Here is an 8,189-nt window from a genome sequence, read left to right on the forward strand (position 1 = left end):
CCCTGATATATTCTTCAAGCGTCTTCATCGTCCACATGCCTTTTTTCATTCTCTATTATAAAAAGCATAGCTAGTATTTTATCACTGTTTCACGTGAAACACTCAGAAGAATGCGTGCACGGCGAAGAGCGGAATGTTCTCGACCCACTCGTCTTGGCGGTAATCGTTCATGGACAACCGGATGGTTTTCTCGGGATGGTATTTGCTGTAGTATGCGCGCAGGCTCTTGGCATGGACGTTGCGCTCTGCTTTCACTTCAACGGGGATGACACTGCCGCTTTGCTGGATCATGAAGTCGATCTCGTATCTGCCACGCTCAGAGGTGTAGTAATACGGCTCACAGGATGAGTCAGAGAGCAGCTGCTGGCAGACGTACTGTTCCGTCAGTGCCCCCTTGAACTCGATGAAGACGTGATTCCCTTCCAAGAGTGTGCGTGCATCGAGTTCGCTGCTTGCACCGAGCAGGCCGATATCCAGGAAGAACAACTTATAGGCATTCTCCTCCAGATATGCCTTGAGCGGGATGGCCGGCTTCGCCACGCGATATACCCGGGCAATCAGGCCGCAGTCAATCAGCCATTGTGCGGCCATCTCGAAATCCTTGGCACGGCCCCCTTTCAGGACGAGCGGCTTCCGCCGCGGAGATGCCTGCCATCGGCGCAAATCCTTCATCAATGCGCGTTCCATCCGATTCCCTCCATCCAGTTTTACATTTTTTGTAACGAATATCTGGCTTTATTTTACATTTTTTGTAACGAATCATGCTCACCAATATAAAAAGGACGGTGTTTCACGTGAAACAATATCGGGGCCGATGAGTTGACGCATGTCTTGGGGAACGGGGGCTTGGACTTGAATCTCTTTGCCGGTAAGAGGATGGCGGAAGCGCACGCGCCAGGCGTGCAGGGCCTGCCGCTGCATCTTATCGCAAGGGCCGCCGTAGGCTGCGTCGCCTAAAAGGGGATGGCCGAGGGCGGCGAGGTGGACGCGGATCTGGTGAGTGCGGCCGGTCAGCAAGTGAATCTTGAGCAAAGAATATGCGGGGCACGATGCCCTGACCTCGTACTCCGTCAGGGCGCGCTTCCCGTCCGCGCGCACCTGCCAGTGATTCGCCTTGCTCGTGTCACGGCCAATGGGCATATCGATACGTCCCTTTTCCCGATTCAGCTGGCCAGTCACTAGTGCCAGATACTCACGGTAGATCTGGCCGTGACGCTGCGTCATCGCGTGCTGGATGCGCGCCGATTTCGCGAGGATGACGATGCCCGTCGTATCACGGTCAAGGCGATAGAGCGGATGGATGCCGACGCGCTCTCCCCTGCGCCGGAAATAGCCGGCCACCGCATGGACGAGCGTGTCGCGCGCTTCGCGATGCGTCGGATGGACGATCATCGCGGCAGGCTTGTTGACGATCAGGAAGGCCTCGTCCTCGTAGAGTACATCGAGCGGCAGGTCGACGGGCACGACGGGCGACGCTTCCTGCCAGAGCATCGTCAGCTCATCCCCTGCCTTGACACGCAGGCTGGCATCACGACACGGCTTCCCGTTGACAAGAATTGTGCCATTCCACTTGATGCGTTTCCAGAGCTTTGCCGAAAGCCCCAGTGTGGACGATGCAAGCTGACGGATTTCCCTGCCGTCATGGGCATCATCAACCGTATAAGAAATCTTCACCGGACGTCTCCTCTCTTTTAAAAATAAAAACGGGGCATGTTTCACGTGAAACATGCCCCGCTGCATTAAAGCGGATTCTTTGCCGGAGTGCCGGCCTTGCGCGGGTAGGCCTTCGGCGTTGGCATCGTTTTGGTCACGGTGATGATGGCGCGCTTGTCATCGAGGCCGGGCAGATAGACTTCGCGCATCTCCGTCTTGCTGCCACCCATGACCTTGATGGCCTTGGCCGCTTCTTCGACTTCCTCGGCGTACGCTCTGCCCTTGAGCGCGAGGAAGTGGCCGCCGCGCTTGACAAAAGGCAGGCAGTACTCGCAGAGGATTGGCAGTCGTGCGACGGCGCGCGAGACGGCGAGGTCAAACTGCTCGCGGTACTGCTTCATGCGTGCCCCCTCCTCTGCCCTCGCGTGGACGCAATCGACGCCTTCGAGGCCGAGCTCGTCGACGACAGTCTGCAGAAAGTGGACGCGCTTATTCAGGGAATCCATGAGCGTCAGCTTGGCATCAGGGCAGAAAATCTTGAGCGGCAAGCCCGGAAAGCCCGCGCCTGTACCGACATCGATTATCGATACCGTCCCATTGAACAGCGCGGGGTCGTAGGCTGAGAGAGAATCTACCATATGCTTGACCGCCACTTCATGCGCTTCCGTGATGGCAGTGAGATTCATTTTCTCGTTCCACTCCACCAGCAGCTCATAGTAGCGCGTGAACTGCGCGAGCTGCATTTCGCTCAGCGCCAGGCCGAAGTCCTCGGCCGCCCTCTTCATCTCATCTCGAAACATCATCGTTCCCCCTCTCAATCTTTCTCGTGCTCTGCATCGTGAAGCCGCTTCTGCTGCTCGAGCCAGACAAGCAGCACCGAGACGTCAGCCGGCGAGACGCCGCTGATGCGGCCGGCCTGGCCGACCGAGCGCGGACGAATGGCGGCGAGTTTCTCGCGCGCCTCATCGCGAAGACTCGGCGCATCTTGATAATCAATATCCTCTGGCAGGAGCTTCGCCTCAAGTTTCTCCATGTGCGCGACCTGCTCGAGCTGCTTCTTGATGTAGCCCTCGTATAGGATGGCCGTCTCGACCTGCTGGCGCACTTCCTTTGCGAGCTCCGGCAGCTCCGGATACGCGAGGCGCAGCTTCTCGTAGTCGACCTGCTGGCGGCGCAGGAGGTCGGCGAGCGGCTGCGCGCTCTTGATGGGATCGATGCCGGCAGTCGTCAGGCGCTCATTCGTCTCCTGGCTCGGATTGATCGTCGTCTCCTTGAGCAGTTTCATCGCCGCGTCGATGGCCGCTTTCTTCGCGGTGAAGCGCGCCCAGCGGTCATCCTTGACGAGGCCGACGCGCCGGCCGTACGGGGTCAGGCGCAGGTCGGCATTGTCCTGGCGCAGAAGCAGGCGGTATTCGGCACGGCTTGTCATGATGCGGTATGGCTCATTCGTCCCCTTTGTCACGAGATCATCGATGAGCACGCCGATGTAGGCTTCCGAACGCTTGAGAATGAGAGGCTCTTGCTTCTTGATGAACATCGCCGCATTGATGCCGGCGATGATGCCCTGTGCCGCAGCCTCCTCATAGCCCGACGTGCCATTGGCCTGCCCCGCCGAGAAGAAGCCATGGATGGCCTTGAACTCCAGCGTCGGCTTGAGCTGCGTCGGGTCGATGCAGTCGTACTCGATAGCATAGCCGGCGCGCATGACGTGCGCGTGCTCGAGCCCCGGTATCGTCTTGAGGAAGGCGAGCTGTACATCCATCGGCATGCTCGTGCTCATGCCCTGCACGTAGACCTCATTCGTGTGCAGTCCTTCCGGCTCGAGGAAGAGCTGGTGGCGGTCCTTGTCGGGGAAGCGCAGGATCTTCGTCTCGATGGACGGGCAGTAGCGCGGGCCGATGCCCTCGATGATGCCGTTGGCCATCGGCGCGCGGTCCATGTTGTCGCGCAGGATCTTGTGCGTCGCCTCATTCGTGTACGTCAGCCAGCACGGCACCTGCTCGCGCGTCTCTTCATCGCTCATGAACGAGAAGTTGCGCGCCTCCTCATCGCCCGGCTGGATCTGCATCTTATCGTAGTCGAGCGTGCGCGCATCGACGCGGGCGGGCGTGCCCGTCTTGAAGCGCATGAGGCGGATCCCCGCTTGCTTCAAGGAGTCCGAGAACTTCATCGCCGGGCGCTGTCCGTTTGGGCCGCCGCTGTAGGTATGCTCGCCGACGATGATGCGGCCCTTGAGGTACGTGCCCGTCGCCATGATGATGGCCGGCGCGAGGTAGACCTCCCCCGTCTCGACGAGGACGCCGCGCACGGCCTTCTTGTCCTCGGTGAGCAGCAGGTCCGTGATGAGGATCTGCTTGACATCGAGGTTCTCTGTCTTCTCGCACGTCTCCTTCATCGTGAACTGGTAGAGCTTCTTGTCCGCCTGCGCGCGCAGCGCATGGACAGCGGGGCCCTTGCCCGTGTTGAGCATGCGGAACTGTATGCAGGTCTTGTCCGCATTGACGCCCATCTCGCCGCCGAGCGCATCGAGCTCGCGCACGAGATGGCCTTTGCCCGGGCCGCCGACCGACGGGTTGCAGGGCATCAGAGCGATATTGTCCATCGAGAGCGTCGCCAGGAGCGTCTTGCAGCCGATGCGCGCGGCGGCCAGAGCCGCCTCCACGCCGGCATGGCCAGCGCCGATGACGATGACATCGTATGATCCAGCGGTAAACAACGAAAATCCCCCTTATCTATATTAGGTACGAACTGATTTATTTGCCAATGCAGAACTTGCTGAAGATCTCATTGATGATATCCTCCCCGACCGTCTCGCCCGTGAGCTCGCCGAGCTTTTCCCAGGCAGAGCGCAGGTCAATGGAGATGAAGTCGAGGCCCATCGAGGCCTCGATCGTGCGGATGGAAGCCTCGAGGTGCTCGTCCGCCTGGCGCAGGATCTCGGCCTGGCGCGCGTCCGTGACAAAGGTGCCCTCCTGTCCGGCCTGCGTGCCTGCGTAGACCTTTGCGGTGATGGCATTCGTGAGGTCGGCGAGTCCGTCCTGCGTGCGCGTCGAGATCGTGATGACGGTGACATCCTTTCCAGCGCGCTCCTGCAGCATCGCCGGTGTGACAACGGCTGCGAGGTCGTCCTTGTTGAGTAGCAGGATGGCGTCGCGGCCGCGGACGAGCTTCAGGATCTCCGCGTCCTCGCTGTCGAGCGGGCGCGAGGCGTCGAAGAGCGCGAGGATAAGCGAAGCCTCCTTGACATAGGAGCGCGCCTTCTCGACGCCGATGCGCTCGACGACATCGTCCGTCGCGCGGATGCCCGCCGTGTCGATGATGCGCAGCGGGATGCCGCCGACATCGGCGTATTCTTCAATCGAATCGCGCGTCGTGCCGGGCACATCCGTGACGATGGCCCGCTCCTCGCGGAGCAGGGAATTGAGCAGGCTCGACTTGCCAACATTCGGCTTGCCGATGATAGCCGTCAAGAGACCGTCGCGGAGAATCCGGCCGGCATGAGCCGTCTTCAATAGATTTGCGATTTTGTTGCGTATCTCAACCACATTTTTTTCGATATCGTACGTCAGGATATCGTCGACTTCATCCTCGGGGAAGTCAATCGCGGCTTCGATATGTGCAATCATGCCGAGGACGTCGTGGCGCATCGACTGGATCTCCTTCGAGAAGTGGCCTGTCAGGTGGCCGGCCGCCATCGTCAGGGACGTCTCTGTGCGCGCCTGGATGATGTCCATGACGGCCTGCGCCTCTGAGAGGTCAAGCCGCCCGTTGAGGAAGGCGCGCTTCGTGAACTCGCCACGCTCTGCCGGCCTTGCACCGGCCTTCCACGTGAGCTCCAGCGTCTTGCGCAGTGTCATGAGGCCGCCGTGGCACTGCAGCTCCACGACATCCTCCACCGTGTACGAATGCGGCGCTAGCATGACGAGCGCCAGCGCCTCGTCGATGACCTTGCCCGCCTCATCCACGATATGGCCGTAGACGGCGCGATGGCTGCCCGCCATGACGAGCGGTTTGCCGTTCTTCGCCTGGAACACTTTGCCGGCCGTCTTCAGGGCATGCTCGCCGCTGATGCGGATGACGCCGATGCCGCCCTCGCCCTGCGGCGTCGCGATTGCACTGATCGTATCTCCCTGCTGCATACTGGGTCTCCTTTCTCAATCCTTGTCAAAAACTCCGTCAAATACATCAAAAAGGGCCTGCTCCCAGAAGGAGAAAGCCCTTTCACAGCTCTCTTATCTTGCTGTCTGCCTCCGGGAAACGAATCAGTCTTACTCGTTTTCCCGGCCGCGCTGGCTGCCTTCCGCCCGACGGCGGCGACGCGGCACGATGACGACGTAGCGGCGCGGCTCATCGCCGGCGCTGTACGTCGATACCTTGCGGCTGTCCTGCAGCGCCATGTGGATGATCTTGCGCTCATGGCGGTTCATCGGCTCGAGGTGGATCTCCTGGCCGATGCGGCAGGCCTTCTCTGCCAGATGGCCCGCGAGGCGCGTGAGCGTCTCCTCGCGACGGGCACGGTAGCCCTCGATGTCCAGGAGAACGTGCAGGCGCTCACCCGAGACACCGCGGTTGGCCGCGAGATTCGTGAGGTACTGCAATGCATCGAGCGTCTGGCCGTGCTTGCCGATGAGGATGCCGAGGCTCTCGCCCTCGATCTGGAAGAGGACACCCTCCTCCGTCTCCGAGCGCTGCAGCTCGACCTCAATCTTCATCGCCGCAAAGACATCATCGAGGAACTTGCGTGCGCGCTCTTCCTGCTCCGCGAGCGAGACGCCCGGCTTGGCAGCCGTCTCCGTCGCTTCGGCCTCTTCTCCGAGGCGCGTCTCCAGCTCCGCCATATCGGCAGAGGGGTCCTTCGCGTCGAGGTCTGCCGATGCGCCCGTATCGATCTCACGGACGCGGATGCGCGCATCCCTGCGGCCGATCAGGCCGAGGAAGCCGCGCGAAGGCTGCTCGAGCACTGTGTACTCCAGGCTCGAAGCGGCACAGCCGAGGTCCGAGGCAGCCGCGTCAAGCGCCGCCTCGACCGTCCGGCCGGTCCATTCCATGGTTTCTGCCATATCAGGCAGCCTCCTTTTTCTTGTCGTCGTTGCGGTACATCCACCACTGCTGCGTGATCTGGACGATGTTCATCGTGACCCAGTAGAGAACGAGACCGGACGGGAAGTTCAAGCTGATCCAACCGATGAAGAGCGGCATGACCGTCATCATGATCTTCATCTGCTGGTTCATCTCCGTCGTCGTCTGCTTCTGCTGCAGGAACGTCGTCAGAGCCGAGAGGACCGGCAGGATGTAGTACGGATCAGGATCCGACATGTTCGGCAGCCAGAGGAAGGCAGCCGACTCCGGCGTCGGATACGTGAAATTGTAGAGCGCGTAGTACATGCCCATGAGGATCGGCATCTGGATGAGCAGCGGCAGGCAGCCAGCCAGCGGGTTGACGCCGGCCTCCTTGTAGAGCGCACCGACCTTCTGCTGCATGACCTGCGGATTGTCCTTGTACTTCTCCTGGATCTTCTTCATCTTCGGAGAGAGCTCCTGCATGGCCTTCATCGATTTGACCTGCTTGACCGTCAGCGGGTAGAGCAGCATCTTGATGAGGATCGTCAGCAGGATGATGGCCACGCCGTAGCTGCCGAAGCCTGCAAGGTCCGTCACATTATAGAGTGCCTGCAGCACAACGTGCAGGAGATTCTCGATCGGTTCGAATATCGTTCCAAAGAAACCCAATATATCACATCCTAATCTTCACAAAAATAACAGTATCACATACGCCCGGCCTCACGGCACGGGATCATAGCCGCCCTTGTGGAACGGGTGGCAGCGCAGGATGCGCTTGAGGGCCAGCCAGCCCCCACGCCGGGCTCCGTAACGCTCGATGGCCTCGAGCGCGTATTCAGAACACGTCGGGACATAGCGGCAGGAAGGCGGGAACATCGGCGAAATGAATCCGCGATAGAACCGCACCAACAGAAGAAACAGTGTCTTCAAGCTCAGGACCTCTTTTGCCTTGCAGTCGATTTCCCAGACGACGCCTTGCCGGGCGCCGCATGCCTCGGCCCGTGAAAGGCGCGCAGGTCCTTCTTCGAGCCCTTGAAGATGCCCGCCTGCTGGCCGAGCTGCAGGAAAGCCCGCTCGACAACAGGGCACTTGACATCGACGATGGGCTTGCGGCCGACGAGCAAGAGAGCCGCATCCTCGCGGACGCGGTCCTGGTTCAGCCGGTACGTCTCGCGCAGCAGGCGCTTGACGCGGTTGCGCGTGACGGCACAGCCGAGCTTCTTGCCGGCGGCAAAGCCGACGCGCCCGCGCACCCCGTCCGACGGGAATACGTACAGCACGAAGTAGCGGTTCGCAAAGGAACGGCCACTGCGGTAGACACGTTGGAAATCACTGCGGCGCTTGATGATCCGTCTTCTCGGTAAGGTAAGCATTCGCATTTCCCCAAAATCCAATCAGTAGTAAAAACGGTAAAAGATAAGCAAAAAAGGCCACCGAAGTGACCTCATCCGATTTATGCCGAAAGCTTCTTTCTA

General features: G+C 60.2%; 9 protein-coding genes. All 9 read right to left on the reverse strand.

Annotated features, from left to right (window positions below):
* Positions 1 to 102: 102 nt before the first annotated feature.
* Positions 103 to 687, reverse strand: a complete 585-nt coding sequence (locus T518_RS10565; RefSeq protein WP_051652315.1) for a DUF4143 domain-containing protein — start codon at positions 685 to 687, stop codon at positions 103 to 105.
* A 78-nt stretch (positions 688 to 765) separates the two neighbouring features.
* Positions 766 to 1,674, reverse strand: coding sequence for an RluA family pseudouridine synthase (locus T518_RS10570; RefSeq protein WP_036378773.1), 909 nt, complete (start codon positions 1,672 to 1,674; stop codon positions 766 to 768).
* Positions 1,675 to 1,739: 65 nt separating this feature from the next.
* Complete coding sequence (gene rsmG, locus T518_RS10575) at positions 1,740 to 2,456, reverse strand: 16S rRNA (guanine(527)-N(7))-methyltransferase RsmG (protein WP_072003601.1); 717 nt, start codon at positions 2,454 to 2,456, stop codon at positions 1,740 to 1,742.
* Between the two features lie 11 nt (positions 2,457 to 2,467).
* Entirely contained in the window at positions 2,468 to 4,369 is a 1,902-nt protein-coding gene (mnmG, locus tag T518_RS10580; protein ID WP_036378763.1) for a tRNA uridine-5-carboxymethylaminomethyl(34) synthesis enzyme MnmG, read from the reverse strand.
* 37 nt (positions 4,370 to 4,406) lie between these two features.
* Positions 4,407 to 5,792, reverse strand: a complete 1,386-nt coding sequence (mnmE, locus tag T518_RS10585; RefSeq protein ID WP_036378765.1) for a tRNA uridine-5-carboxymethylaminomethyl(34) synthesis GTPase MnmE — start codon at positions 5,790 to 5,792, stop codon at positions 4,407 to 4,409.
* Positions 5,793 to 5,921: 129 nt separating this feature from the next.
* Positions 5,922 to 6,713: an RNA-binding cell elongation regulator Jag/EloR gene (jag, locus tag T518_RS10590; protein WP_036378767.1), complete on the reverse strand. Its 792-nt coding sequence runs from the start codon at positions 6,711 to 6,713 to the stop codon at positions 5,922 to 5,924.
* 1 nt (position 6,714) lies between these two features.
* The gene (locus T518_RS10595) at positions 6,715 to 7,386 is read right to left on the reverse strand and encodes a YidC/Oxa1 family membrane protein insertase (RefSeq protein WP_036378768.1); all 672 of its coding nucleotides are present in this window, start codon (positions 7,384 to 7,386) and stop codon (positions 6,715 to 6,717) included.
* Positions 7,387 to 7,434: 48 nt separating this feature from the next.
* Positions 7,435 to 7,644, reverse strand: coding sequence for a membrane protein insertion efficiency factor YidD (gene yidD, locus T518_RS10600; protein ID WP_036378769.1), 210 nt, complete (start codon positions 7,642 to 7,644; stop codon positions 7,435 to 7,437).
* Between the two features lie 2 nt (positions 7,645 to 7,646).
* Positions 7,647 to 8,087: a ribonuclease P protein component gene (gene rnpA / locus T518_RS10605; protein ID WP_081828490.1), complete on the reverse strand. Its 441-nt coding sequence runs from the start codon at positions 8,085 to 8,087 to the stop codon at positions 7,647 to 7,649.
* Between the last annotated feature and the right edge of the window lie 102 nt (positions 8,088 to 8,189).

This window comes from Mitsuokella jalaludinii DSM 13811 (assembly GCF_000702905.1).
Taxonomy (GTDB): domain Bacteria; phylum Bacillota; class Negativicutes; order Selenomonadales; family Selenomonadaceae; genus Mitsuokella; species Mitsuokella jalaludinii.

What these genes read in the sequence shown, in the direction of transcription:
- T518_RS10565 (WP_051652315.1), bottom strand. Translation starts at nt 687, where the DNA reads ATGGAACGCGCATTGATGAAGGATTTGCGCCGATGGCAGGCATCTCCG.
- rsmG (WP_072003601.1), bottom strand. Translation starts at nt 2,456, where the DNA reads ATGATGTTTCGAGATGAGATGAAGAGGGCGGCCGAGGACTTCGGCCTG.
- mnmE (WP_036378765.1), bottom strand. Translation starts at nt 5,792, where the DNA reads ATGCAGCAGGGAGATACGATCAGTGCAATCGCGACGCCGCAGGGCGAG.
- jag (WP_036378767.1), bottom strand. Translation starts at nt 6,713, where the DNA reads ATGGCAGAAACCATGGAATGGACCGGCCGGACGGTCGAGGCGGCGCTT.
- rnpA (WP_081828490.1), bottom strand. Translation starts at nt 8,087, where the DNA reads ATGCTTACCTTACCGAGAAGACGGATCATCAAGCGCCGCAGTGATTTC.